The sequence below is a fragment of the Wenyingzhuangia gilva genome (genome assembly GCF_030519655.1).
In the GTDB taxonomy this organism is placed as follows: domain Bacteria; phylum Bacteroidota; class Bacteroidia; order Flavobacteriales; family Flavobacteriaceae; genus Wenyingzhuangia; species Wenyingzhuangia gilva.
In genome coordinates, this window is sequence record NZ_JAUMIT010000003.1 from 358,432 (window position 1) to 383,849 (window position 25,418).

At 30.6% G+C, this 25,418-nt stretch carries 23 protein-coding genes and 1 tRNA gene; 10 read left to right on the forward strand and 14 right to left on the reverse strand.

The genetic code is table 11. The annotated features are described in order from the left end of the window. Nucleotides 1–175 precede the first annotated feature (175 nt). Nucleotides 176–1,621 (forward strand): FAD-dependent oxidoreductase, encoded by a 1,446-nt coding sequence (locus QVZ41_RS08630; protein ID WP_302884159.1) that lies wholly within the window; start codon nucleotides 176–178, stop codon nucleotides 1,619–1,621. A gap of 60 nt (nucleotides 1,622–1,681) precedes the next feature. Here QVZ41_RS08630 and QVZ41_RS08635 read toward each other — a convergent pair whose 3' ends face one another. Continuing rightward, nucleotides 1,682–6,049 carry a PAS domain S-box protein gene (locus QVZ41_RS08635; protein ID WP_302884160.1) on the reverse strand — a complete coding sequence of 1,456 codons (4,368 nt, stop codon included), beginning with the start codon at nucleotides 6,047–6,049 and terminating at the stop codon, nucleotides 1,682–1,684. Nucleotides 6,050–6,189: 140 nt separating this feature from the next. On the opposite strand from QVZ41_RS08635, the gene QVZ41_RS08640 reads away from it, so the two are divergent. Together QVZ41_RS08640 and QVZ41_RS08645 are read left to right on the forward strand one after the other, a co-directional pair. Beyond that, nucleotides 6,190–7,452, forward strand: coding sequence for a YaiO family outer membrane beta-barrel protein (locus QVZ41_RS08640; RefSeq protein WP_302884161.1), 1,263 nt, complete (start codon nucleotides 6,190–6,192; stop codon nucleotides 7,450–7,452). Continuing rightward, on the forward strand, nucleotides 7,453–8,613 hold the full coding sequence (locus QVZ41_RS08645) for a hypothetical protein (protein ID WP_302884162.1): 1,161 nt from the start codon (nucleotides 7,453–7,455) through the stop codon (nucleotides 8,611–8,613). 8 nt (nucleotides 8,614–8,621) lie between these two features. Here the strand turns inward: QVZ41_RS08645 and QVZ41_RS08650 are convergent, their stop codons facing one another. The 4 genes from QVZ41_RS08650 to QVZ41_RS08665 are packed head-to-tail and all read right to left on the reverse strand — an operon-like array spanning nucleotide 8,622 to nucleotide 13,503. Beyond that, nucleotides 8,622–10,655, reverse strand: a complete 2,034-nt coding sequence (locus tag QVZ41_RS08650) for an LTA synthase family protein (RefSeq protein WP_302884163.1) — start codon at nucleotides 10,653–10,655, stop codon at nucleotides 8,622–8,624. Next, nucleotides 10,652–12,088 (reverse strand): glycosyltransferase family 2 protein, encoded by a 1,437-nt coding sequence (locus QVZ41_RS08655; RefSeq protein WP_302884164.1) that lies wholly within the window; start codon nucleotides 12,086–12,088, stop codon nucleotides 10,652–10,654. The genes QVZ41_RS08650 and QVZ41_RS08655 overlap by 4 nt, the downstream gene beginning before the upstream one ends. Then, nucleotides 12,085–13,134 carry a HEAT repeat domain-containing protein gene (locus QVZ41_RS08660; protein ID WP_302884165.1) on the reverse strand — a complete coding sequence of 350 codons (1,050 nt, stop codon included), beginning with the start codon at nucleotides 13,132–13,134 and terminating at the stop codon, nucleotides 12,085–12,087. Before QVZ41_RS08660 ends, QVZ41_RS08655 begins: the two co-directional genes overlap by 4 nt. 3 nt (nucleotides 13,135–13,137) lie before the next feature. Next, nucleotides 13,138–13,503: a response regulator transcription factor gene (locus QVZ41_RS08665; protein ID WP_302884166.1), complete on the reverse strand. Its 366-nt coding sequence runs from the start codon at nucleotides 13,501–13,503 to the stop codon at nucleotides 13,138–13,140. Nucleotides 13,504–13,722: 219 nt separating this feature from the next. On the opposite strand from QVZ41_RS08665, the gene QVZ41_RS08670 reads away from it, so the two are divergent. From QVZ41_RS08670 to QVZ41_RS08695, 6 genes are all read left to right on the forward strand, one after another. Next, nucleotides 13,723–13,807: transfer RNA gene (locus tag QVZ41_RS08670), tRNA-Ser, on the forward strand. 215 nt (nucleotides 13,808–14,022) lie between these two features. Continuing rightward, the gene (locus QVZ41_RS08675; RefSeq protein ID WP_302884167.1) at nucleotides 14,023–15,291 is read left to right on the forward strand and encodes a site-specific integrase; all 1,269 of its coding nucleotides are present in this window, start codon (nucleotides 14,023–14,025) and stop codon (nucleotides 15,289–15,291) included. 106 nt (nucleotides 15,292–15,397) lie between these two features. Next, the gene (locus QVZ41_RS08680) at nucleotides 15,398–16,246 is read left to right on the forward strand and encodes an RteC domain-containing protein (RefSeq protein ID WP_302884168.1); all 849 of its coding nucleotides are present in this window, start codon (nucleotides 15,398–15,400) and stop codon (nucleotides 16,244–16,246) included. A gap of 214 nt (nucleotides 16,247–16,460) precedes the next feature. After that, nucleotides 16,461–16,733 carry a helix-turn-helix domain-containing protein gene (locus QVZ41_RS08685; protein ID WP_073120430.1) on the forward strand — a complete coding sequence of 91 codons (273 nt, stop codon included), beginning with the start codon at nucleotides 16,461–16,463 and terminating at the stop codon, nucleotides 16,731–16,733. A 4-nt stretch (nucleotides 16,734–16,737) separates the two neighbouring features. Then, nucleotides 16,738–17,220, forward strand: a complete 483-nt coding sequence (locus tag QVZ41_RS08690) for a hypothetical protein (protein WP_302884169.1) — start codon at nucleotides 16,738–16,740, stop codon at nucleotides 17,218–17,220. Nucleotides 17,221–17,460: 240 nt separating this feature from the next. Further along, nucleotides 17,461–18,111 carry an ATPase gene (locus QVZ41_RS08695; protein WP_302884170.1) on the forward strand — a complete coding sequence of 217 codons (651 nt, stop codon included), beginning with the start codon at nucleotides 17,461–17,463 and terminating at the stop codon, nucleotides 18,109–18,111. A gap of 3 nt (nucleotides 18,112–18,114) precedes the next feature. Here the strand turns inward: QVZ41_RS08695 and QVZ41_RS08700 are convergent, their stop codons facing one another. From QVZ41_RS08700 to QVZ41_RS08730, 7 genes are read right to left on the reverse strand one after another with little or no spacing between them, the layout of a single operon-like run. Then, the gene (locus tag QVZ41_RS08700; RefSeq protein WP_302884171.1) at nucleotides 18,115–19,248 is read right to left on the reverse strand and encodes a type II secretion system F family protein; all 1,134 of its coding nucleotides are present in this window, start codon (nucleotides 19,246–19,248) and stop codon (nucleotides 18,115–18,117) included. Continuing rightward, the gene (locus QVZ41_RS08705) at nucleotides 19,248–19,670 is read right to left on the reverse strand and encodes a hypothetical protein (protein WP_302884172.1); all 423 of its coding nucleotides are present in this window, start codon (nucleotides 19,668–19,670) and stop codon (nucleotides 19,248–19,250) included. Before QVZ41_RS08705 ends, QVZ41_RS08700 begins: the two co-directional genes overlap by 1 nt. Before the next feature lie 31 nt (nucleotides 19,671–19,701). Then, nucleotides 19,702–20,031 (reverse strand): hypothetical protein, encoded by a 330-nt coding sequence (locus tag QVZ41_RS08710; RefSeq protein ID WP_302884174.1) that lies wholly within the window; start codon nucleotides 20,029–20,031, stop codon nucleotides 19,702–19,704. Continuing rightward, on the reverse strand, nucleotides 20,019–21,284 hold the full coding sequence (locus QVZ41_RS08715) for a hypothetical protein (RefSeq protein WP_302884175.1): 1,266 nt from the start codon (nucleotides 21,282–21,284) through the stop codon (nucleotides 20,019–20,021). The genes QVZ41_RS08710 and QVZ41_RS08715 overlap by 13 nt, the downstream gene beginning before the upstream one ends. Continuing rightward, nucleotides 21,281–21,745: a hypothetical protein gene (locus QVZ41_RS08720; RefSeq protein ID WP_302884177.1), complete on the reverse strand. Its 465-nt coding sequence runs from the start codon at nucleotides 21,743–21,745 to the stop codon at nucleotides 21,281–21,283. The genes QVZ41_RS08715 and QVZ41_RS08720 overlap by 4 nt, the downstream gene beginning before the upstream one ends. Then, the gene (locus QVZ41_RS08725; protein ID WP_302884178.1) at nucleotides 21,735–22,052 is read right to left on the reverse strand and encodes a hypothetical protein; all 318 of its coding nucleotides are present in this window, start codon (nucleotides 22,050–22,052) and stop codon (nucleotides 21,735–21,737) included. Before QVZ41_RS08725 ends, QVZ41_RS08720 begins: the two co-directional genes overlap by 11 nt. A 43-nt stretch (nucleotides 22,053–22,095) precedes the next feature. Next, nucleotides 22,096–22,755: a hypothetical protein gene (locus QVZ41_RS08730; RefSeq protein ID WP_302884180.1), complete on the reverse strand. Its 660-nt coding sequence runs from the start codon at nucleotides 22,753–22,755 to the stop codon at nucleotides 22,096–22,098. A gap of 498 nt (nucleotides 22,756–23,253) precedes the next feature. On the opposite strand from QVZ41_RS08730, the gene QVZ41_RS08735 reads away from it, so the two are divergent. Beyond that, nucleotides 23,254–23,448 carry a hypothetical protein gene (locus QVZ41_RS08735; RefSeq protein WP_302884181.1) on the forward strand — a complete coding sequence of 65 codons (195 nt, stop codon included), beginning with the start codon at nucleotides 23,254–23,256 and terminating at the stop codon, nucleotides 23,446–23,448. 83 nt (nucleotides 23,449–23,531) lie between these two features. Here the strand turns inward: QVZ41_RS08735 and QVZ41_RS08740 are convergent, their stop codons facing one another. Together QVZ41_RS08740 and QVZ41_RS08745 are read right to left on the reverse strand one after the other, a co-directional pair. After that, entirely contained in the window at nucleotides 23,532–24,035 is a 504-nt protein-coding gene (locus tag QVZ41_RS08740; RefSeq protein ID WP_302884182.1) for a hypothetical protein, read from the reverse strand. A 2-nt stretch (nucleotides 24,036–24,037) separates the two neighbouring features. Beyond that, nucleotides 24,038–25,418, reverse strand: a 1,381-nt coding sequence (locus QVZ41_RS08745; protein ID WP_302884183.1) for an RHS repeat domain-containing protein, incomplete at its 5' end; no start/stop codon positions are given.

Here is a 25,418-nt window from a genome sequence, read left to right on the forward strand (position 1 = left end):
AGTTTATAAGGTTTTTTTTATGGGGTATTATTAAAAACACTTTTTACCAGATGCTCGTTCAAAAATAAAAGTTTGAGAGAGAAAAAATTAATAATTTGGTAGTATATCTTAAAGTTATTAAAATATATATGTTTTTTTATAAAAAAGTTAGTTTGATTAAGCATCATAAGTAAATATGAAGAGTCATAAAAAAGAATATTGGACCATTTGTTTAGATTGTAAAGGACAAGGTAAAAAGAAGAAGAGGATTCGGAAAAAAGAGCGTTTGCATTATGAATGGAAATTGGCTCAGTTTAAAAATGGAAATATAGAAGGAAAACTTCCGAGTCCCCCAAAGAGACCATTATATAGTTGTCCAGTTTGTAACGGTTCAGGATTGATATCTTCTAATAGTTTTCCAAAAGCAGACACAAAAAATTACCCAGACATTGCTATTATTGGAGGTGGAATAGGAGGAATGGCTTTGGCTGTGGCTTGTTTCCATAGAGGAATACCTTTTACGATTTATGAACGTGATCATAATTTTGATGCAAGATCTCAAGGATATGGACTTACGTTGCAACAAGCGAGTAAAGCCATGGAAGGATTTGGAATTTTTTCATTGGAAGAAGGAGTCATTTCTACAAGACATATCGTTCATACAACAGAAGGAAAAGTGATTGGTGAATGGGGAATGAGGAAGTGGATGCAATTGGGAGAAAATAAAACTCCAAAGCGCACCAATATACATATTGCAAGACAGTCTTTACGCTTAAGCTTGTTAAAGCAATTGGGAGATGACAATAACGTACAGTGGAGACATCAATTTTTAGATTTTAGACAAAACGAAGATGGAAGCGTAACTCTTAACTTTAAAGTAGGGAATAAAATCATTCAAAAAAAAGCAGATCTTGTAGTAGGTGCAGATGGTATTCGTAGTTCAGTTAGAAAGTTGATAATCGGTGATGATATTGCTCCTTTACGTTATCTAGATTGTATTGTTATATTAGGAATTTGTCCTTTGTCTGAATTAAAAAATGTGGAGAGTGAATTGTTAGATGCTGCTACGGTTTTTCAGACAGCAAATGGTCATGAACGAATTTATATGATGCCTTTTACAGAGGATTCAATCATGTGGCAACTTAGTTTTCCTATGAAGGAAGCTGAAGCTAAGGAGTTAAGTTCTAAAGGAACTAAAGCCCTAAAAGAAGAAGCTCGTAAAAGAACCCAATGGCATGATCCTATTCCTCAGATTTTAGCAGCTACTTTAGAAAAAGATATTTCTGGCTATCCGGTATATGATAGAGAATTATTAACTCCAAAATTATTAAAAAAAGGACAGCAGATCACTTTGATTGGAGATGCAGCCCATCCAATGAGTCCTTTTAAAGGTCAGGGAGCAAATCAAGCTTTGTTAGATGCTTTGGCTTTGGCTAGAGCTATTACAAAGGGTTGTGATGCTAATTGGAAAGAAGAGGGGATAAGAAAACGCGTGTTAAATGAATTTGAATTTGAAATGTTAGAAAGGAGTGCTGTAAAAGTAAAAGAATCTGCCGCTGCTGCAGATTTTTTACATTCCGAAATTGTGCTTCATGAGGGGGATGAACCTAGAGGAAAAATTTTAAAAAGGAAGGATGTATAGAACTCAGTAAACATCCATAAAAATTATTGTTTTAATGATGAATGTTTACTGAGTCAGAATTTATTTGTTTATTAGCGATATTACAAAATTAATTTCTTGTAGCATCTCATCATAATAATTTTGTAAATCATTGTTTTCTAATGATTTTAATTGTTCTAGTTCGGTAGCCATTTCCGATAATTTATTCATTCCAGCTGTAGAAGAGGTTCCTCTTAATTTGTGTCCAATCTGAGTAATTCCTTTTAGATTTTTATTTTCAATATGTTCTTTAAGAGTATCAATAGATTCTTTTAATTGTTCTTTAATTAATTGCTTTATATGGGTTAATGCCTCAATATCATCACCGTAATATATTTTTAATTGGTTGATATTAAAATGTTGTTTTATTTCTTCTAAAGAAAGCTCTTGAGTTGAGTTTAAGTCTGATTGTTCTTCTTTAGGAAGCCATTTATCAAACATAGTGATTAGTTGATCTTCTACGATGGGTTTTATTAAAAAATCATCCATTCCAATAGCCAAACATTTTTCTTTTTCTCCTTTCACATTTCCAGCTGTAATCGCAATGATAGGAGTATGGATGTTGTTGTTGTTTTCTATTTCTCTAATTTTTTGGGTTGCTTGATATCCATTCATTTCGGGCATTTGTACATCCATTAAGATCAAGTCAAATTTGTCTGATTCATAAGATTTAATTCCTTCTAAACCATTCACCGCTTCTATTAAGGTAGCTTGTGGCAATTGTTTTTGGATGATTGTTTTTGCTAAAAATCGGTTCACGCTATTGTCTTCAACAATAAGTATTTTGACATGGTTTTTAAAAATAGGATGTACCTCTTTTGCTAATTCAATATTTCTATTGCTATCATTATTTTGACTTCGCAATTGCGACAAAGTTTTATATATTTCATGAGCTTTTACAGGTTTTGTTAAGCGTTTTGAAACCCCTAATTCTCTACATTTAGGAAAAATATCGGCATCGCTTGAAGAACTGTAAAGCAATATAATAGGCGATATGTCTGGAGAAGGAAAGAAACTTTCTCTAATTTTTTGGATGGTTTCAATTCCATTCATATAAGGCATGTGATAATCCATAATAATGACATCATATTCATTATTTTCTGCCAGATATTGTAAAGCCTCAAATCCACTTTTAGCTTCGTCAGAAGTAATATTTTCTAGTTTTAAGATTTGTTTTAAAATATTTCTATTGTTTTCGTTGTCATCTACAATTAAAACGTTCTTTATTGATTCCAAGTTTTCCCATATAATTTCTTCTCCTTTTTCTGTTTTAAGAGTAAGGTCAAAATAAAAGGTACTTCCTACACCAATTGTGCTAGTTAATTGTAATTGACTATCCATCATTAACAAGAGCTTGTTAGAAATAGTCAATCCTAAACCAGTTCCACCGTATTTTTTAGTGGTAGAAGAATCTTCTTGAGAAAAGGCTTCAAATATTTTCTGTTGTTTTTCTTTTTTTATCCCCACCCCAGTATCTCTAACACTAAAACGAATAGTTTTTACATCTTGTTTACTTTCTAGTACTTCAACTTTTAATTCAATTTCTCCTTTTTCGGTAAATTTGGTTGCATTTCCTAATAGATTGATTAGAATTTGTTTCAATCTAATAGCATCAGCCCAAATAAATCTTGGTACATCAGGAGAAATATTAAGCAACATTTCTAGATGTTTTTGTTGTATTTGATAGTTAACAATATCTGTTGAATGTGCACCAATATCATAGATGTCACATTTTTCAATATCTAACTCTAATTTACCTGCTTCAATTTTAGAAAAATCTAAAATATCATTGATGATATTTAATAATCCGTTTGCAGATTGATTAACAATGTTTAAGTATTGTTGTTGCGTTTCAGTTAAATTTGTTTTTAATACCAAATCTGTAAATCCAATCACTCCATTTAAAGGCGTTCTAATTTCATGACTCATGTTCGCTAAAAATTCAGATTTGGCAACACTTGCTTGTTCGGCCAATAATTTAGAGTTTTTTAGCTCTTCCTTTTGACGAATCATAGAGCTGATGTTTTGAGTAAAAATCATCATCCCTCCAATTTTATGATCATAGGTGTACCAAGGTCTCATGATCCAAGTAATAGAATGTTTTCTACCAGATGTTATAGAAATATACTCATCTTCTTCTTTTTTGAATACAGTTCCTTTGGTTAAAATCTCTTCATGAATATCTTTCATGTTTGTTCCTAATACAGAATTGATGTCATAATGAGATTTACCAATAATATTTTGGTTTTCTAAATGGTAATCATCTATCCATTTTTTACTTACCTCTATGTATTTCATATCATTGTCTAACATCGCTACAGCAGCAGGAGCATGCTTTACAAAAGCAGATAGTCTTGCTTTTTCAGCCAATAAATCATTTTCAGTTTGTTTTCGTTTGGTAATATTGGTGGAAACCCCTAAATAACCTATAATTTGGTCATTGGTATCTTTAATAGCGGTAACAACTAAAAAAACGGCTAACTTTTCTCCATCTTTTGTTATATAAGTCCATTCTCTTTGTTCAGAGCCATGTTTTTCTGCCAGATGAACAAATGTCCTAAATCCTTCAATTTTTTCTCCTTCTAATTCACTTAACTCGATACTTCTTTTGTTAATTTCTTCAGGGTCATGAAGTATAACAGGGCTATGTATTCCTATCATTTCTTTGTCGGAATATCCTAAAAGATTTTGAGCTCCTTTGTTAAAAACGGTAATCATTCCATTAGTATCTGTGGCTATAATGGCAACATGTGTGGCTGCATTTAGTACATCATCTAATAATTTTTTAGATTCTTTAAATTGGATTTCTGCAACTTTACGGCTATTGATATCTTGAAAAGTTCCTAAAAGTTTTACACATTTTCCGTTTTTAAATTCTGGATGACCAATAGCTCTTACCCATAGATTATTACCTTTTTTAGTTACGAATTCTAATTCTAAATCCCAATTTTTATTGTTCTCAATACTATCTTTTATGACTTTCACAATAGTATCTCTTGAGTAACCTTCTTTATAAAACTTAATTCCAGATTCTAAGTCAGGAACATAATCATCATCAACTTCATGAATTTTTTTGGTCATTTCTGTCCAATAAACTTGGTTGTTTACCAAATCAACTTCCCAACCACCAACTCTTGATACTAGATTTGTTCGTTCTAATAATTCTTTGGTCTTTTTTAAATCTTTTTCTAGAAAATATTGTTCTGTAATATCTACAGCATTACCTATAACATATTCATTGTTTAAATCGTCTGCTTGTAAAATATTACTAAATAACCATATGCGGAAAGCTCCATTTTTTGATTTGGTAACCATTTGACCTTTAAAAACTTTGTTGTGTTTAATGGCTATTAAATATTGTTTTAGCTCTTCGTGTTTGGTTTCAGGAACAATATCAAATAAAGTAAAATTTAATACTTCTTTAACTGTGTAGCCAATGGCAGCGGCACCTGAAGAATTAACGGTTAACAATTTACCGTCTAAATCGTGAGTACACATTAAACCTTGAGAGTTTTCAAAAAAAGATTTAAATCTGTTTTCGCTATTGGCAAGTTTTAAGGTTAGGTTAATATCTTTTGTAATATCTCTTGCATTCGCAAAAATATTTCCAGTCTTAGGCTCAGGCGTTGCTACCCATTGAAGCACTCTATAGTCTCCTTTTTTGGTTCTAAATCTATGAGTAAAATTAATGGTTTCTAATCCTTGCCCAAGTTTATGAATTTCATCGATACTACTTTGTAAATCATCAGGATGAATAAATTCAAAAAAAGAATTGTTTATCAATTCATCTAGTTCCCATTCCAAACAATCTTGAAAAGCAGGATTTACTTTCTTAAAAAAACCATTGGTATTAGCAATGCAAATTAAATCTTTAGAGTGTAAAAACAACTTGCTAAAATATTTGTGTTCTTCTAAGTTTCTTCGTTTAACAATTAAATTAGTTGCTTCTTTAGCTAGTATTTTAAGGGCTTTTAATTGCTTTTTTGTAATTTTCCTAGGAATGGTATCAATTACACATAAAGTTCCAAGGGCAAAACCATTAGGGTCTATAAGGGGTTGACCAGCATAATATTTAATGTTTGGGTCTTCTGTAACCAAAGGATTGTTACAGTATCTATTGTCTTTTGAAGCATCTTCTACTTCAAAAACATCATCTTGCATAATAGCATCATTACAAAAAGCAATACTTCTGTGAGTTTCATTTGTGCTAATTCCTTTTTTAGATTTAAACCATTGTCTATTTTCATCAATTAAAGAAATTAATGAAATAGGAGTTTCACAAATTAAAGAAGCTAATTGGGTAATTCTGTCAAATTCTTCTTCACTCTCAGTGTCTAAAATATCATAATCAATCAAGGCTTTTAGTCTGTCAATTTCTTTTTTAGAATTGCCTTTTGTGAAGTTGTTCATATGTCTTTTAATTTTTCAAAAATCTTTAGTAGATTCTCATATAAATATATGTAAATGAAAATAAGAATATATTATGAGATTAAGCATAGTTAAAGCCTACTTTTTTCCTAACTTTATTCAATATAAAAAATAAATCCCATATGAGGCAAAATCATTTGACTTTTAAAAAAGTTACTTTGTTATTTATATTTGTATGTTGCTCACAATATAGTTTTGCTCAAGATTTATCTTCAGATGAACTTTTTAAACAAGCCAGAACAGCTGCTTTTGATGAAGATGATTATTCAAAGGCTATTTTACTGAGTAAACAAGCACTTGAAAAAAGTCCAGATTATGCTGATATCAGAATTTTTTTAGGAAGAGTTTATACTTGGTCAGATAAAAAGACTGAGGCTAGAAAAGAGTTAAATATTGTTTTACAAAAAACACCTGAAAATGAAGAGGCCAGCATTGCTTTAGCCAATGTAGAATTTTGGAATGATAATTCTAAAGAAGCTTTAAAAATTATAAATGTCGCATTAAAATATCACCCAACATCTATAGATTTATTGCTTTACAAAGCCAGACTGCTAAATGATATTAAAAAATGGAGCGAAGCAGAAGAGGTGGTAGAGCAGGTGTTAAAACAAGATGCCAAGAATGACAAAGCAAGAGCCATGCTGATAAAAATTAAAGATAATTCTTTTAAAAGCCAAGTAGGAGTTTCTTATGAATATGTATATTTTGATGACGGTTTTAATGGACGTGATCCATGGCAATTGGCAAGTGTTGATTATAGCATGCAAACACCAATAGGATCTGTAATAGCAAGAGTGAATTATGCTAATAGATTTTTAACCAATGGATTTCAGTATGAAATAGATGCTTATCCAAGTTTTTCTGAGACTTTTAGAGCCTATATGAACATTGGTTATGCTGATGCTAGTATTTTTCCAAAGTATAGAGCAAGCTTTTCTTTATATGCGGATTTGCCTAAAAGTTTTGAAGCAGAAGCAGGTTTTAGATATTTAAACTTTGGCAGTGATACATGGATTTATACAGCATCTGTTGGTAAATATTACAGAAGTTACTGGTTTAATTTTAGAACTTATTTAACACCTTCAAATAGTGATTTATCTAGGTCTTTTTCTTTTTCTACAAGATATTATTATAGCGGAACAGATGATTATATTGGAATAAGAATAGGTTCTGGTTTGTCACCGGATGATTCTTCAAATGCCAATTTAATTGGAACTTCTAACTATAAATTAATTTCAAATAATATCAATCTAGAATATAGAAAAACCTTTAAAACCTTTAATGTAATTAGACTTACTTTTGGCTTTGAAAATCAAGAATATAAAGTTAATACTAGAGGAAATCAAATTGATTTTGGGATTAGTTATTCAAGACGTTTTAGGTAAATGAAAAGAAAATACATATATATTGTTGGATCCATTGTTTTGTTTCTTCCTTTTTGGATGTGGTTGTTGTGGTTTTTTACCCCCAAAACATTAATGCTTGGGTCTATTGTAGACAAAACAGTATTAACAAATAACGGACAAGAACATATCTCTTTAACGTGGATGTTGAATCATAAAAAAATGACAAAAACTTCTACAAAACTTTATGAAGTGGAACATGATTATTTTGGTTTTTTTCCAAGAGAAGATGAGAAGTTTAGAACCAAAGGATTAGAAAGATTTACAGATCAACAATTACAAAAGTTAAGTGATGATGTTGACTTTACTTATTATACAGATACCTACGGGATATATAATAACGAATGGTATGTAAAAGATACTACCAAAACAAGATATGGGAAGTTATATGGTGGATTAAGTCAAGAGGATCTAGATTTTTTGATATATATGAAAGAAAAAAAGAAGTTAATTATAGCAGAATTTAATACGATTGCTTCTCCTACTTCTTCTGATATTAGACGTAAATTTGAAAAGCTTTTTGGGATGCAGTGGACAGGTTGGACAGGGCGTTATTTTGATAGTTTTGACACCATCAAAAATTTAGAGTTACCAAAGTGGTTGGTTAAAAATTATGAAAAACAACATTCTGATGGATGGACTTATAAAAAATCTGGAATTGCTTTTGTAAATGATGGTGGTCAGGTAGTTGTTTTAGAAGACAGTTTAGATTTAAATAATGATTTACCACAAATTCACTCAGGTAAAAAAGGACAAGAAAAATACGGGTTGCCACAAAAAATTAAATACTCTTTTTGGTTTGATGTTATTAATGTAAATCCTAAAGTGAATGAAATTATTTCTGGTTATGAATTAGAGGTAAATGATCATGGTGCAAAAAAACTAAAAGCAAATAAAATTCCTAAAAACTTTCCAGCAGTGATTAGACATAAACAAGGAGGGTACAGATTTTATTATTTTTCAGGAGATTTTGCAGACAACCCTATAAGTATAAGTAGTTCTTATTTTAAAGGGATTAATTACTTTAAATGGTTGTTTTATGATGAATCTAATCCAATGGAAAGAAAAAGTTTTTTTTGGGAGTTTTACTATCCTTTATTAAACACTATTCTTGAGGAAGAAAAAGAGATTCTTAACAAATAATATGAATTTTACTTGCTGTATTTATTATAAATAGAATCTGGTATTATTTTTTTATCTACCGTAATACTCTTACTTTTTCTTTTAAAAGTATTAAATACGTTTTTAATTCTACTTTTAATATCATCATCCTGATAAGTTACTTCTCCTAGGTTTTGGTTTAATTCAAAAAGTTGGTCTCCATTTAAGTGATAATTACCCAAAATATAATCATTAATATCTGTTTTTGTTTGCATTAATGGATAACTATGAATATTTCTAAAACTACGAATGGTGTCTAAACCATCTCCCATCCAACTAGTAATGCTAGGAGTTTTAATATTATAATTGTTTTTTAAATAAGCCAATAAACTAGGTGTAATGTCAAAATGTGTTGATACCGAAGCAAACAATTCGTTTTGCTTTAGCATAGGAGAATAAATAATGAGAGGAACATGATATCTATCTATTTTGGTAGCCATTGGAATTTCTGGCAATCTGTGATCTCCTGTAATTAAAAAGATGGTATTGTTAAAATCAGGTCTTTTTTTGTATTCATTTATAAATTCTTTAATTGCATCATCTGCATACATGATAGAAGCAAATTGTGCTTTGTAATTTCTTCTTGTAGTTTTTGTTTTTTCATCAAAATTTAATTCGTATAATCTTTTTTCAAATTTTTGATTGTACTTGTTTTGTTCTTCAATCAAGAATGGATTGTGTGTTGCTACGGTTAATAATACACTCAAACTAGGTGTATTGTTAGGTTTGTTGGTGTTTAAGTAGTGTTTAAACAAAGCTTTATCACTATATCCCCAAGAGAAACCACTATTGGCCATTGGAGGTAATTTTACAGCATTTGGAGGAAAGCTATCATAATCATTTATAGTTACATTATTTTGTTGTAAAAACAATTTCATATTGTCAAACCTAGATTCTCCACCATAGTAAAACGAGCTTTGGTAACCATTATTATTTAAAATATTAAACAGAGATAAATGCTTTGGCATATTGTTTCCAAGAGCTAAATATCCGTTTTCTCCAAATGGGAGGGAAGCCATTAAGGACGGTAGTACCGCAAAGGTTCTTCCTCCTTCACTTAAAAAGTTTTTCCAATACAAACTTTGGGTAGACAAAGAATCTATAAAAGGCGTAAAGTTTCCTAAATAAGCTCCTTTGTTGGTAAATGCTCGTCCTAAACCTTCAACCAATACAATAACAATATTAGGTTTCTGATCAGATTTGTTAAAAAAAGTACTTAGGACGTCTGGACTATTGTTTTGATGTAAAAAGGGATGGTTTTCTTCATCGATGTATTCAAAAGACAACAATTTTACGTCTTCACCTTCATAATCTCCAATATAACTATCGGCATAAATGTCTAGTTCGTATTCTTCTGGAAAAAAATGTTTATAAGAACTTTTATAAAAAAAATCACTTTTGTTTAACACTAAATTATTGCCAAAATCAGTTTTGAATTTTAAGGATTGTGAAAAATTAGGAACATCAAAAAAGAGAAGTAACAATGAGATGATTGGTAAAACAAAAGCAATCTTATAAGGTAGTTTTAAGAATTTGTATCCAACATTTAATAAGAAAACAATTAAAACAGATGAAATAATAATTCCCACAATAGGTAAAAAGCCAATACCTCCAGAAGATTCAAGAGTTTGTTTAATGTCTTCAAAAGAATAGTTATAAATATCTGCTCCCAAAGGGACCAAAGCAGTTTTAAAATATTGTATCAAACAAATTTGGATAATAGCCAAGATTAGAATAAATGAATATGCTATTATTTTAGCTATTTTCTTATTATTCATGAATAAGATTAAATAGACAATGTATTCATAAAACAACCATTTTAACCAAAAAACGATGTTTAACACAAATGACCAAAGACCTATTTTTATAACATCTTTAGGGTATTCATTGGTAATACCGTTATAGATAATTTCTCCTAATGATAATAAAAAAAGGATGATAAGCCATGTGATAAACACCCCTGAAAACGTTCTGTTGGCCTCTAAAAACTGATGAAACTTTGAAGTGTCTTTGATTGATTTCATGATGTTGGTGTTTTGTTCGTTGTTCCAAATCCAGTTCTTGTCATTTCTCCCCAACTTTTCTTTTTTCTAAGATAATCTATATTACCTCTAATGGCTGAATAGACTACAAATGGGTGAAAAAAGATAGGTTCTAGTACGGCTGTAAGAACCAATTTTAATAATTCTGTTTTCTTTTTATATTGATTGTAGGTAAGTACTTCCATTAAGATGGCAAATACGGAATATAAAATTCCGAAACTAAAAATCATTAATAGTAAATTTATAAAGTAAGTCCAGTTAATCATTCCAAAATAAGCAAAAAAAGCCAAACTAATTAGTCCGAAAAATTCAATAATAGGAGCAAGAAATTCAAAGAAAAACCAATAAGGATAACTTAATAAACCTAAGATTCCATAATCGGGATTAAAAAACATTTTTTTGTGAATTTTAAGGGTTTCTATGGTTCCTCTTGTCCATCTGTTTCGTTGTCTTCCTAAGATTTTAAAATTATCAGGGGCTTCGGTCCAACATAGCGGGTCTGGAATAAAACTTACTTTGTATGGCAAATCTAACTCTTCCATATAACGTCTCATTCTTACCACTAATTCTATATCTTCTCCAACTGTTTCGGTATCATAGCCTCCACATTTAATGGCTATTTCTTTGTCAAAAGCTCCAAAGGCACCAGAAATAAGTAACAATCCGTTTAACCTACTCCAGGCCATACGACCCAATAAAAAAGCCCTAATATATTCTAAAGTTTGTACCCTTGGTAAGAATTTTTTTGGCAAGTTTACTTGAATAAGTCTACCATTTTCTATGACACAACTATTGGCAATTCTAATCACTCCACCAGTGGCAATTACTTTTTTTGTAGTATTTTCTAAAAAAGGCTTTACCAATTTTAAAAGGGAGTCTTGTTCCAAAATACAATCAACATCTACACAAACAGTATACTCGTAACTAGAAATGTTAATTCCTGTATTTAAAGCATCTGCTTTACCACCGTTTTCTTTATCAACCACAATAAGTTTACGGTATATTAGTTTTCTACTTTTATAAACACCTTTTACTGGTTTTGTTTTTATTTGAGAATTTACAAAATAAGAAGTCTTGTATAAATCGTATTTGGCAATTAGCTTTTCTAGAGAATCGTCTTTACTACCATCATTTACAATAATTAATTCCAAATTATTATAGTGTAAAGAAAGTAATGATCTTACATTTTCAATAATGGTAGCTCCTTCGTTATAAGCAGGAGCAATAATAGAAACTCTAGGAGCTTCTGAAGAAGAGGAAATGGCATTGTAATCTGTAAAGCTATTTTTATTTAAATAGTATTTAGTTTCTCCAATAGAATAAACACCAATGAATATGTAGGATAGTATGAGTATTATAGAATACAACATAATTCCAAAACTAAATATATCAAATAGTAGAGATTGCCAACTCATATTGTGATTTCTTCTTTTATTTGTAAAATAATCAAATTCATGGGGTAGGTGTCAGGATCTAATTCTGAACAGATTGTTTCAAAATTATTAGGGTTGATTTGAGCAATTGTTCTTGTTAAGATTATTTTTAATTCAATATTTTCTGTTTGTAATTGATGAACTAAAAAAGGAATGTCATCTTCTGTTCCTATTTTTTGCAATGCTTTTGCTATTTCTAGCTGATTGTTAAATGTTTCATTTTCAAAAATACTAGTAAACAAATTAGCAGTTGTGGTATTAAATATTTTGGTGATGCTTCTAATGGTTTGTTGTCTAACTTTTTCATCAGGATGCTCAATACAAAGTTCTACTTCCTTATAAAGTTCAAATAAATGATATTCATCAACCAGTTTTAAGGCAAAAATTACAACACTCGTGTTTTTTGATTTTAGCCAAATATCAACACCATTAAAGCTGTCATAGTCAAAATGAGATAGTTCTCTAAGTAAAATCATTTGATACCATTCTGAAATGGGTTGAGTTACGGAGTCTAGAAACTTTAATCCTTTAAAACCTACTAATTTAATAATGGTTATTTGTGCTTCGGCTCTAACTAATTCATTTCTATGATTGGTGTTTTTATAAACCTTATCATACATGTTTTCAAGTTTCATGATACCAATTTCTTGAATCGCTCTTGCTTTAACATGCCAATTATTTGTATTTAAATTTTCGATAACATATTTATCTAAACGTAGTTTAAGATATAGTTTTCTTAATGAATTGTTAGAGTTTCCAGAAAAACTGACTGTAGCTGATCGTATTTTTTTAGTAAGTAGTTTTCTAAATGTTTTTATTAGTAGTAAATTTTCAATGCTTTTATGGTGATGTTTTACATTTAAATCATCAGAGTACACGGTATTGTTAATAATGTTATTGCATATTTTTGTCCATCGCTTATATTTTTCTCTTTTGATGTTTTTAATTAATAAGAAAATAAGCATGTAAATAAGTAATACTAACGAAGTACCAAAAAAGAGATAAATTAATGGTTTAAGTTGAATCATTCATTATTTTTTTCTTAACGCAAATCTTTTTATTCTTATAGATAATTCACTAGGACTAAATGGTTTAGAAATAAAATCATCAGCTCCTAATTCAAAAGCTTCCAAAACAACTTCTTCTTGACCCATTGTTGTTAAAATAATAATGGCCATTTCATCTTTATATTTTTCTTTAACCGTTCCAATGATTTCTAAGCCGGAAACATAGGGCATCATAATGTCAGAAATAATCAAATCAGGTCTATGTTCCTCTATTTTTCTTAGTGCTTCACGACCATCAATGGCAGTAATAATATCATAGCCATCTTTTTTTAATCTAAACTCTAAAGTGCTTAATATCAAAGCGTCATCCTCTGCAATCAAAATTCTCATAGCTTGTGTTTTTAGAGGTAATTAACCAATGTTTATCTTATAAGGGACTACACTAATATAGTGGTTTCTTTTGACACTGTGTATTTCTACAATTATTTTTTAAGTACTTTTTTGCTAATAAATATGATGTTTTTATGTTAAAAAATAGTGATGAGTATTTGTGTAACAAAATACTCTTGCTATATTTGCACTCGCAAACGAGAAATCGTGAGACACTCAGGAGAAATGGCAGAGTGGTCGAATGCGGCAGTCTTGAAAACTGTTGACTGTAACAGGTCCGGGGGTTCGAATCCCTCTTTCTCCGCAACTATTTATACCAACAAATAGCAAAACCTTATAAACTGTATGTTTATAAGGTTTTTTTGTGTTCCATAATTATATATAGAATTAAATTATTTTATATATTAGGTTCACAATTCGGTCAACAAAATATTTAATAAAAACTGTTGACCGCTTATCAGTAACATTATAGTTGATTTTGACTTTCGTCCCAATGTTTAACCACAAAAGACGACAACTATGAACGTTTCAAGTACTTTTTCTATCCTGTTCTGGATAAACACATCACGCATTAAAAACAACAAAGCACAAATCTTTGCTAGAGTTACCATCAATCAAAAGAGAGCTAATATTAGCCTTAAACGGGAGGTGGAAATATCACAATGGGATACCTCTAAATCAAAAGTCAAAGGTTCTAATTCCGAAGCCAAACAAATCAATCAATACATTGAACAGGTAAGAGCTGGACTATTCAACGCACATCAAGAATTACAATATGAGGGTAAGTTGATTACATCACAATTGGTAAAAGCAAGATATTTAGGTTTAGATACTCAAAACTATTCTTTTACTGACCTCTTTAAATATCATAATTCCATTGCTAATGACAAAGTAACCAAAGACACTTTAAATCATTATGTAACTACTCAAAACTATATACTTGAGTATATTGAAAGTAGGTATAAAACCACTGATGTTTTTTTAAAAGAATTAGATTATAAGTTTATCTCAGGTTTTGAGTTGTTTTTAAGAAATTACATTTCAAAAGGGAATAATAAACCAATAGGTAATAATACGATTGTTAAGCACATGCAGCGTATCAACAAGATGATTAATATTGCCATCAACCTAGATTGGCTCCATAAAAATCCTTTTGTCAATTATAAACTATCATTAGAAAAAACAAATAGAGAATTCTTAACAGAACAAGAATTAAATATTATCAATATATATCAACCTAAAATAGAACGACTACGTTTGGTAAAAGACTTGTTTTTATTTAGTTGTTATACAGGTTTATCTTACATCGATATCAGAAATTTATCTCCAGATAATATTGCAAAAGGAATTGATGGTAATAATTGGATTATCACCAAAAGACAAAAAACAGGAATTTCTGTAAAAGTACCTTTGTTAGAACCTGCTGAAAAGTTGATAAAATCATCTACCGAAAACTACCGAAAAATTGATTTCAATAAAATCTTTCCAACCATCTCTAATCAAAAGGTAAATAGCTACTTAAAAGAGATTGCAGATTGTTGTGGCATTACTAAAAATTTAACCTTTCACATGGCTAGACATACCTTTGCTACTACAGTTACTTTATCTAATGGTATTCCTATTGAAACGGTTTCAAAAATGTTAGGACATACCAAGCTTACCACGACACAGATTTACGCAAAAATTATAGATAAAAAAGTGAGTGAAGACATGAGTATTCTTAGAAATAAATTCTCGGAAAACTCACATTTGGCACGAAAAAACAAAGTTTCACAACCCTCAATTTGAGTGTTTTACATAAATTTTAATCATTTTTAACTGCGTGATTTCTCAGGCAGGATATTATTTGTTTGATTAATAAAATAAATTCATAGTCTTTAAAAATTTAGATACTATGAAAAGGATTTTAGATTTAGTTAAAAATTATGAAAACACGATTAAGAAAATTGAAAGTAAACATCTTAAAAAAGAAGATGAACTAAAATTAAAACTCAAAGAAGCTAAGAAACACTTGCATCAAATAAGAGTTTACGTTAGGACTTTATCATTTAAAAACACTCAAGAAGAAATTAACTTTTTTAAAAACATCAAGCCTAGTATTTGTGGAGAGATTAAATTTTTAAAATTACAAATGTCTTATAAAACTGAAAAGCCATTTGTTTCCGTAGAAAAACAAAAGAAATACATCCACAGAGAGCTTAGGAGGTTAGAATCTAAAAAAAAGAAAAACATCAATTTTTATAGGTATATAAAACAAGGCCAAACAGCATTGGATAAAATGTATTTTGTTAGAGGAAATGAGCAATTGGCTTTGTTTTCACAAACAGATTATCCAGATATAGATCCTGAATTTACCACCTCTCATGATTTATTAGCAAGTGAGGTTGTTACTTATCATTTACTTTCAAATTATTTTAAACAAGAGCTTCATTGCTTGTCGAATCTTGAAGCGGGTTGTTATGATACATTATCAAATAACCTTATGAAAAATAACTTCACTTGGACAGCTTCAAAAACTGATTTGGTAGAGCTTATTTACGCATTAAAAGTTACCGGTGCTATCAATGGTGGAGATACGCAAATAAAAGAAATCACAGAAGTATTTGGACAATTGTTCAATGTAGATTTAGGTAACTATTATAAAACCTTCGGGGAGATTAAAAATAGACAGAATAATCAAGCAAAATTTTTGTCAAACTTATCTTTGAATTTAATCTCAAAGTTAGAAATAGATGACTTTTAAAAATCGGTAGTTTTTGGAACTACCGATTTTCGTCTTTTTTACGTTTTATAAAAACTCAAAAAAAAACTCAACCCTTATAAACATTGGGAGTTTGTTTTTTGAAAATTAATTTTCGGTAGTTCCAAAAACTACCGAATAAAATCCATCAAAGCTTTGCAATTTTGAAAAATGAAAGTCAAATCAAACTATTAGTGAACCATTAAAATTGCAAATTATGCCAAAAGAAATTATTACGACAGATGATTTAAGAGATTTTAAATTAGAAATGTTAGAAGAGTTTAAAAAAATATTTAAATCTCACGCTTCTACTAAAACCAAGAAGTATTTAAAGTCTAACGAAGTTATGGAACTACTTCAAGTGAGTCCAGGAACACTTCAAACATTACGCATCAACGGAACGTTACCCTACACCAAAATAGGCGGGATTATCTATTATGAAGCTGAAGAAATTCAGAAAGTCATGGACAAGAATAAAGTCAATCATTGAGATTATGTCAGAAGTCAATTACATAAAACACTTAAAAGTTTTTTATGATAAAATAATTGATGACCAACGCTTTAATCCAACTCACATTAGTCTCTACATGGCTTTGTTTCAATTATGGAATGTGAATAGGTTTCAAACTCCTTTTTATGTAAACAGAAATGAAGTCATGATTATGGCTAAAATAGGTTCAAAAACAACTTACCACAAATGTATTCGTGATCTAAATAAATGGAAATTCATAAAATACAAACCTTCACAAAATCCATTTAAAAGTAGCGAAGTCAACATGTACAATTTTTGGACTAGTAATGGACAAGTACTGGGACAAGATGTGGGACAGGTAGTGGAACAACCTGTGGGACAAGCACTGGTATCTTATTATAAACATAATAAACATATAAAACGTAATAAACATTATAAACAGGAAAATAAAAATTCTGATTATTTAAAAGTTGAAAATGACAAAGATTATAGCCAACCACTTTGATGGTCATCGAGCGGAATCGAGATGAAAAAAATACAAGTTCCGGCCGATTTTAAAACTCAAAAAAAATAAAAAGAATTTGAAAGTTCCAAGAAATAAGTCATGTAATCATGGAAGTGCGTTTCGAAGAAAAGGAGCATGGAATGATGTAGTGACTGGTACGAAGTAATTTCATAGGAACCTTCTTGATTTTTGCATACTTTTTATCAAGATAAAGTATGGGAATTAAAAAATAAAAAACTCATGCACCCACACATCATACATGAAAAAGAAACCCTATTCGAATTAGGAACCATAGAAAACAACATCATACAATACGATTTTGATAAAGTTGTAGCATACCTCAACTACAAAGGAAGATTAACCTTTGGGAAAAACTTTAAAATTTATGAAGATGATATGTTTTTACTTTACAAGCTTTGCTTGTATTTTATCAGAGATTACAAAAATTGTGAGAAATACGGACTAGATCCCCACAAAGGAATTTTACTTTCTGGTCCCGTAGGTTGTGGAAAAACAAGTTGGATGAAATTATTAAAAAATATTACACCTTCAACAAATACTTACCAGGTAGTACCAAGCAGATACGTTACTTTTCAATTTAATGGAAAAGGATATCCAGTAATTGAATTATATGGCTCTACCAATTCCTATTGTTTTGATGATATTGGTGTGGAACCAGATGGCAAACACTTTGGACAAGATTGCAATGTAATGGGAGAGGTTTTACTCTCAAGACATGATTTATTTATCCAAAGCAAAAAATTAACCTTTGCCACCACCAACCTCAATGCAGAAGAAATAGATAATCGTTACGGTTCCAGAGTTCGTTCCCGAATGCGACAACTATTCAATTTAGTGGCTTTTGATAACAATTGTAAGGATAAAAGATGATCACTACCCAATCACACTACTCAATTTAAACATTGGTAAATACATGGCGATTAAAATAACACCAACCAAAACACCCACAATCAGAATGATAAAAGGTTCCATAACGGTAGAAAGCATTTTAGATTGTTGTTCTACTTGGGTACTATATTGTGTATGTAATCGTTCAAAAATATATTCTGTTTGATTGGTTTCTTCTGCGACTTTAACAAGAGCAATCATTTTACGATCAAATAGTTCATGTTCTTTTAAACTATTGCTTAGAGAAGCTCCTTTTAAGATGTGTTCTTCAACAGTTTGTAAGGCTTCCTGTAATGGATAAAAAGGAATCATTTGTTTGACTAATTGAATACTATTAATCATAGGTACTTTAGAGGAAACAAGTAAAGCAACGGCTTGTGTAAACTGAGCCAAATAAATTACTTTTATAAAATGACCGATGAATGGAAGTTTTAAAAGGAACTTGTCTCTAAACTGTTTAAAACGTTTTCTTTTTGTTAAAAAAGATTGAAAAGAAATACCAAGAACCAAGAAGATGAGAATAAACAAGCCATAGTGATCTATAAATTCAGAGACTTTTATAATGATTTTAGTAATGGTGGGTAATGTGACTCCTTGTTGTTTAAAAATATCTTGAAACATAGGAACCACGTATTGTAACATAAATATCACAACCAATACAGCGGTGGTTAGAATGATGAAAGGATAAGTTAAAGCACTAATTAAATTTCTACGTTGTTCATTCTTTTTAAAGAAAAAGCATCCCAACTGTTCACAGACTTTACTTAGTGTTCCGGTTTCTTCTCCTATTTTTACAGAATAGAATTCATAATCGGTAAATGGTTTGTGTTTTTTAAAAGCTGTAGACAGTGTTTGTCCCATCACCACATCATGGGCTATTTCCTGAAGGATTTTTTTGTTGTATTCTTTGTTTAGAGAGTTTTCAATCAATTCCAATCCATCTTTTAAAGATACACCTGCTTTTAGCAATACACTCAACTCTGTATAGAAGTCTTCCTTTATTTTGTTAGAAAAAGCTTGGTTAAAAAAATGAATTTCTTTTTTTAAGAAAGACAGTTGATCAACGTTTTCTTTTATAACGGTTTTTTGTTGAGAAGTAGGTGTGAGTTTAAAAGCCATTATTTCATGAATTGAGTAGCATCATTATGTTTAAAAACAAAAATCAACTGGTTCTGAAAATTTTTATCAGTAGCTAGTTTTATAGCATCAATAGTACCATTAGGAACCTTGTTTCCATCAAAAAAGAAAGTAAGTTCTTTTGTAGCAATATCAATAGTATCTAGTTCTCTAGTCAGATAATCTGTAAAAAAAGTATAGGTGGTTGATTTTAATGCTGAAGTAAAAATAAGTTGTTGTTTGTTGGAGGAATAATAAATATTTCCATATCTGTTAAAATCAATCCATAAAACTTCTTCAAGTTTGTTGATTTCGGTGTTTTTAGTTAGGTTTTCTTGTATGGTACTCATGTGTTTTTGAACCATTGACAAAACAGAAAAAGCCAGTCCTACCACCATACTGGTAAGGATGATGACAACAATCATTTCACTGAGTGTAAAGGCGGGTATGTGCTGTTTAGTTTTCAATAATTTGTCTTAAAATGGTTTTGTTTGTTTCTTTATTGATGGCTTCAAGGGAAATACTTTTAGTTGTATTGGCTGTTTTCTGAAGGGTAATTTCCCAAGTATTCAAATTATCTTTGTAAGGGTGTTGTATTTTTTGATGTCTGTATAAATATTCAAGTTCGTTTAAATACGCATCAATGTCTCTTGTATTGCTTTTGATGCTGTTGAAAAACAAGTTATTCAAAATCATACTAGTCATCATAAAAAGAACCACAATCAAAACGGTTGCGACCAAAGTTTCCATAAGGGTAGAGGCTTTTATTTTTTTTAATACAACCATTTGGCAACTCCTTTTTTAGAATTTTCAAGTAACAATCCTATGTATTCTTGTGGTAAAGAATCATTTAAAATATGACCATTGTAAATATGATTTTGATAACTAGAACCGTTTTGATGGGCCACAAAATTAGAGGTGTACACCGTTCCGTACACCGTTCCTAAAAGTTCTAGATTTTGACTGCAATAGACTTGTCCGGTAACAAAAGCATTCGGAGCGATAAAAACTTGAGCATGATAGTTTTTTAGTCTCCCTACATAAGCGACGATTCCTTTGATATGTGTTCCTTTTTGAATTTGAATGGCAGATATATCTTTCGAAGCATCGGATATAGACGTTTTGTTATTTTGATCTAAAATCAAAGCACTAGGGTAAGATAGGGTACATTCTTCCCCAACAACAATATTTTCACTAGCAACTGCCTGAAAAACACCTTGTACTTTGTTTTTAATTTGAATGCTTGGAGCCATTAAAATCACATCGGTTAGAGTAGAGGAGGCATCAATCGTAATTTTAGTTTCTGATTGAATGATAATATTTCCTGTAATAGTTTTATCAATTAGGGTGATGTCATTTTGGTTATAAATGACTTGAGTGGGTTGATGAAAAGAGTTTTGAAATGTTTGATGTTTGTTGATGTCTAGAAAAGCATCTGCAGAAATGTGTTGAATCATTTTAGGGAGTTTCTCTAATTGATTTAAAATATCAGCTTCAATTTTTGGAAGTTGATGACTTGTTTTACTAGCTCCATAAATAAGTTTTTCTCGATAATAAGAGTGTCCCGAAATATTTCCTGTTCTTACTCCTTGCTCTGGGACATATACGGTTCCCTGAATTTTGGTATCACCTACTACCACAAAGGGTTTGTGATGGTCCTCTAAATAAAGAGCAAACCTATTTGTAGGGCTTTGTTGGGCTCCAGCCAATGCTTGTTTTGCAAAGGTTTTGTTTTTGATGGATGCAAGGGCTGTGAGTTTTTCAAATACGCCCCAAAAGGTTGTGTGGACTTTTAGTTGTTTAAAGTCAGGATTTTCTAAAGGAACAGTTACGGTGTCTTTTTTTGGGTTGGTGTTTTGTAAAAGGTGCTGAATGCCTTTGTCTGCATTGCGAATCGTTTCTATGGTAAAACTGGTCTGAGCTTTAAAAGTTTTATTTGTGTAGAGTATTAAAATAAATGCTCCCAACAATAAGGCGATCACAACCACAATAAATAGGGTCAACTGCAAAGCTCCAGCTTTAACACTTGGCCTTTTCATATTTTTGTAATGGTTTTTTTATTGCCTTTATAGCTTACATAAATTTGTTTGTCATTTCCTTTGGTGAGTGTGATGTCATCATTTACTTGCCCTTTTTTCATCAGGAATTGTTGGTTGTTAATAGAAACTACAAATATTTGTTGCTTTTTATCTCCCTGCTTGCTAATGATTCCATGGTAAGTAATACTTGGCCAAACAACTTTAGGCTGAATTACTTTTTTGGGTTTAACCATGTGTTTTTTTTGAACATAAAGCGTCCCTAAAAAAGGATCTCTTTTTGCCAATTGAATTGAAAAGGTATCTTTTTCAGTTCTTTTTTCTGGAGTAAAAGAAACGTTTAGGTTGGGAACGCTATTGTTTGTTTCAGGTGGATGGATTGTAGTGGTAAGTTTGTATCCCAAAACACCCCATATAGCGACTACCAAGGCCAATAAAAGATATGTTTTGGTTTTATTTTTCAATGCTAAATTTTTGAGTAGTATAATCCGTTACATAACCTGCATTTTTTCCTTGCACACGCCATTCATAACTATTCTTAGAAAGTGTTTGGGTATAATTGGTCTTACTCATAACAGTATCTACCACAATTCTTGCAGCATTGTTAAAATTAGGAGTGGCCACTTGTAAATGATATTGTTCACTCCCTTCTAAAGCTTGCCAAGTAAAGGTAACAGGCAAAGTATCTAAAACCGTTTCGTTACTAGGAGCTAAAATAGTCACCGTTTTTGTAGAAATATCCTCTATTTCGGTGATGTATTCACAGGCCATACAAGAGCAACCTATAAAAACTAAGATTATGTATTTTAATCGTTTAAAAGTCAAAAACATCTTTTTCTTTTTTTTGTGGATGCACTTTTTGTTCACAACCGTTTTTTGAAGATACAATGTCAATAAGGTCTAATTGATGTCTATTGTTTTCTTGCCAGCAAAATGTGGCAGTTTCATAACCAAAAACAATTCCTTCACTTAAAGAAATACGTGCTGTCTTTTGTCCTTGTTGATACAGTTGTAAAGCATAAGTTTTATAACTACTTTCTATTAAAAAAATGGCTTCTGCTTTTTGCAAAGTTTCTAAAGTTTTATTGTTAAAAGCCATAGCAACCTGAGTAAGCATGTTTGCAGAGGTATGATGGATTAAATAATCTTTTACATTTTGGTTTTCGCTAGTATTAAGACTGTTCACAAGGCTTACTTTGTCTGTTAATGTAAATATTACGTAATGCTGTGGAACCTCTAAAGAATCTACTGATAATAAATTGGTTTGATGCAATTGTGTTTCTTTAGCGGTAACATAGTTTTTAGATGTCTTTTTACCAAAAGGCAACAAGCGTGCAGTAATTTTAATAGGATTTTTGTAACTAGGAAACGCAGTAGTTTTAAATTCTTTTTTAAAAACATGACCATTTGTAATACCAATACTCCCGAGGCTAAGTTGTTGGTTAGTAGTTTTTAAATTGTTTTGTGTTACCAAGGTTTTACAACTAGTAAAAACACATAAAAAACAGCAAAACAGCAGAATAATTTTTTTCATAATCACAAGTGAGAAATAAACTTAAAACTACAAGAAACCCCTAAGAAAAAACTAAGGTTTTTCCTTAGGAATGATAAGTGTTGTTGTGTTGTAAATTAGATAGGATTCTTGAATGATAACGTAACGAACGTACACCGTCTATTGACATTGCCAAGAACATAGCACAAGCTCTTCATGTTTCTCTTGACTTTCTTTCTGGTGATACTTCTGTTTTGGTAAAGGATAAAGAATTTTTACAACGTATTGAAGATATTTCTAATTTATAACAGGATAAAAAGAAGTATATTTTTGATTTTATAGATATGTGTTTACGTGATGATAAAACACAAAAAGCTTATAAATAAAAAATCACAACGTAAGTTGTGGTTTTTTGTTTTTGTAAATGCGTTTGGAAACGCACTCTATGATAAAAGTACTCGCTAATGCAAGCACCAGATTATGAGACATTCGAGAACTAGCGGGGAATTTAATGTCTCTGTAGATTTTATTATTGGAGAAGGACAACTTTCTAGTTATGATAAGGAACTGCTAAAACGCATTGATGATATTGAAAACCTACCACAAGAAGACAAACAGCATATTTTTTATATGATTGATAATATTGTTAAAGCTGTGAAACTGAAAAATATTTAAACACATATTCTTACAGACAAAAAAAGCTTATAAATAAAAAACCACCTCGTTAAAGGTGGCTCTCATTCATTTCTAAAGCTTAATTAGACACTATGTCTAACTATAAAAATCTTATTGCTTGTAGTATCTAATAAATACAACTCAATGTCATCTATATTACCTTCGGTTTCTTTATAATAATAACTAAAATAATTATTATTCTTATATATTATTCTTCTTAGCTCTTTTTGGAATTTTAAAAATCGCTCATCCTTAGAATGGTAGCTGGATATTAAATCTATAATATCTTCACTTTTCTTATTTATTGGTGTTTTAGTCCAAAATTGTATTTTAAATAATTCCTTTTTTAATGGTAGCTCTTGACTCTTTATTTCTTTAATAATAGAATTCATTTCAGTTTCAGAAACAGAATATTGCAAGCCTGTATATCCTTCACCTGAAAAACTCAAATAATCACCATATTCATAATCTTTATTTATTAGGTCTATTTTAAGACCTAAAACGTCTTTCAAGTCTAACTTTCTCTCTGAACAACTTGTTAGAAAAACTATAGTTAAAACTAATAAGCAATAAAATTTCTTATTCATAGTTAATTATTTTTTTTTGTTTTTTTTACTGTACCAGTACCATAAGTATAAATTTTATAAGCTGTTCCCTTTCCCGCAACAGCTCTACCTATTCTTGTTCCGAAGTTTCTTAAACCAGTTTTAAAATTATTATTCTTATTTTCTTTAATATCAAAATCATATGTATCCAAATGACCATTGCTACCACCTAATTTAACAGCTCCTTTTTTATCCGTTAAACTTAATTTTATAGTACCATATACTCTCCCTGTTGTATAATCGCCTTGGGCATCAGTGAAAAAATTATAGTACATAGATTTTTTATCTCCAAAGTCTGAGGTTTCAACTGGTGATAAATCAATTTTTGCAGAATCAACGTATAGAGGACCTCCATTACCCTCACTAAACCAGTCATTAGCTTCACTAAGAGTTAACTTACCATCATAATCAGGTCTATCTTTTAAGTCATCGTAACTGTCAACTAATTTTGATTCTGCTTCTTTTCCATTTAATCCTTTTACTCCTTTATTCTTCTTTAAAGCATCATCGTGAGACATTCCTTGTTTGAAGTCTTTTTTATCCATAACAATAGCCTTCCCTTGTAACCCTTGGTCATCTGTTCCTAACAAATTACCATCTGGGTCGTAAATTGGTGCCATTGCTGCACGTCCATCTGGGTCAATAAACATAATTGGATTGTTCATCATCGAATTATAAGGTGTATAATTCACAAAATCTTCTGCTAATGGGTCAATGGTTGTCCAACGACCTAAATCAGGCATATAGTTTCTAGCTCCAAAATCATAAGTATTTAACCCAAGTTCTTCTTCGTGTTCTTTTCCTTGGTATTTCCACTTATGTTCCGTGCCATTCACGACATTATTATACCCTTTGTGTTTCAAACCAAAAGGATAGTAGTTGTTTTCTTCTAAGATTTCAAGTCCACTAGTTCCATTTTTATAAGATAACCTTACATTCCCTAAATGGTCTTTGTATTGGTATACATACTCATATCCAGATCCACTAGTATCTACATACCCTTCTGCATGGTTAAAGAATTTCAATGAACCGTCTTTGTATACATAATTCCCTGCATATTCCGTATTGGTAGTATTACTACCTTCTGTAACTAGTTTTTTTAGTTTTACTCCAGTTGCATCGTAAATATACGAAATTGTTCCTACATTACTACCTCCATCATTAATAGTTACTGTGGTTGGTAAGTTTAAATGGTTGTAAGCAATATTCGTAATCCCTTTGTTTAAGTCTTGGGTCATGTTACCATTGTCATCATAGTCATAATCATTACCAGTATTGGTACCGTCTTTAAAACCTTGGGTATCGTTAGTATCATAACCAGTATCAGTAACCTTAATTAGCTTATTACTATTAGGCGCATAAGAA